The organism is Moorena sp. SIO4A1 (assembly GCF_010672065.1).
In the GTDB taxonomy this organism is placed as follows: domain Bacteria; phylum Cyanobacteriota; class Cyanobacteriia; order Cyanobacteriales; family Coleofasciculaceae; genus Moorena.
On sequence record NZ_JAAHHX010000542.1, the window covers coordinates 1 to 1,697 of the forward strand.

The window sequence follows — 1,697 nt, forward strand, 5'->3', positions numbered from 1 at the left end:
GAATGTTCCTTTTGGGTAACAGCAATCTAAGCTATCAGCTTAAGCGCTACGCGCACGCGTGCGCGTTCAGCTATCAGCTATCAGCCGTCAGCCGTGAGCCAAAGGCTCACGCTACGCGAACAGCCGTCAGCTTATTTTAGTCAAAGGTGCGCTTGACCCATGAAGAATTAAATTCGCCAAGGTCAAGCGCACCTAAAAACTCTTAAAATCATTCCATTATTAAGCAACGCCTAATTTTTAGCATTTTTGCCACCCCCTGAGCTACAGATGACAGACTTATTAACAAAGCTAAACGAAATATTAGGGCAATCAATGTAGCTGTTGATAATCCTGTGCGTTGGCTAATATAATCTACACAAATGGATAATAACGATGATGATTAAACCCCAACAGGAAATTATCAAACAAGGATATCAAGCCTTAGTTGATGCTTTAGGAATGGTTGATGCAATTCGGTTTATTCAATATTTTAACTGGGGTCAAGGTGATTATACCAAAGAACGCCATCAGTGGCTAAACCAAAAGCCATTAAACGAGATTATAAACTCAATCAAGGAACAACAAGATGACAGCAATCAGTATGATGAAATTCTTAAATAATGAAGTTATAGGGTTTATCGTAGCTATGAGGTACAGATTATTTTTTACCTCTTCCCTCTTTCGACTTTTGTATTCTATGCTCCCTGCTCCCTGCTCCCTGCTCCCTGCTCCCTGCTCCCTAAAATCTATAAATTTGCACCTTACTAGCTTGAAGGCGTTATAGCATTTATAAATGAGATGTAAAATTAGGCAGTATTTATTTCTTTAACCATAAAACTCCGAAGCTATTTCCCCTCTTAGATTTACCATTTTCCATACATATAAATGACTACCATAAGCCTGTTTAAAACCTATATAAAAACCCTAGATATTTCATAAATATAGGGTGATCTGTCCCCATTTTACCACACGTCTTAAAATTCCCATAGTTCCAATAAAAAGCAGCAATCACTGGTATAATTATCCAGAAAGTATTTAAAGAAATAACTTAGAACTGAATATGGGTCAACTACCGCACACTGACCCTACTGGGTACAGTGTGGGCTTGAATCAAGCCTGTTGACCAGATGGCCTGAGACGAGACGAGGATTTCTGGCCTCGCCTCAGGCAGCCGTTAGTAGCAAGGGTTAAAGTTCGTACCTTGGGATGCGTGCCAGTTCCAAGCTCTACAACCGGGTCATTAAACAGGTCATTCGGAAAAGCCAGTGTGATCAGGAAAGTACCGAGTACTAACAACGTCGAGGCAAACCTTACCAAGAAATTGAGAGGTGCAGTAATGTACGCCTTTGTTCTAGATAAAAACCTTAAACCCCTTGATCCTTGTCATCCAGCACGGGCAAGAAAGCTGCTCAATAACGGACGCGCCAGGGTGTTTAAGCGCTACCCGTTCACCATCGTACTGCTAGACAGGACGGTGGAGGATTCAGTTACCCATCCCCACCGACTTAAAATTGATCCAGGCTCCAAGGTCACGGGAATGGCAGTAGTCCAGGAACAATCCTACCGGGTGACCCATGCCTTAGAGATCGAACACCGAACAGAACAAATCAAGAAGGCTCTCGACTCTCGCAGAGCCTTAAGACGAGGGCGACGTAACCGGAAACTAAGGTATCGCAAGCGAAGGTTCCTGAATCGGATTCGCCCAGAAGGATGGCTTA

Annotated in this window: 3 protein-coding genes; all 3 read left to right on the top strand. The window is 42.9% G+C overall.

Going from position 1 to position 1,697, the window contains the following annotated elements; translation table 11 throughout:
- Nucleotides 1–375 precede the first annotated feature (375 nt).
- Entirely contained in the window at nt 376–600 is a 225-nt protein-coding gene (locus F6K53_RS40390; RefSeq protein ID WP_293085768.1) for a hypothetical protein, read from the top strand.
- 25 nt (nt 601–625) lie between these two features.
- On the top strand, nt 626–763 hold the full coding sequence (locus tag F6K53_RS40395; protein ID WP_293055077.1) for a hypothetical protein: 138 nt from the start codon (nt 626–628) through the stop codon (nt 761–763).
- Nucleotides 764–1,315: 552 nt separating this feature from the next.
- The coding region (locus F6K53_RS40400; RefSeq protein WP_293085765.1) for an RRXRR domain-containing protein at nt 1,316–1,697 on the top strand (382 nt) is incomplete at its 3' end.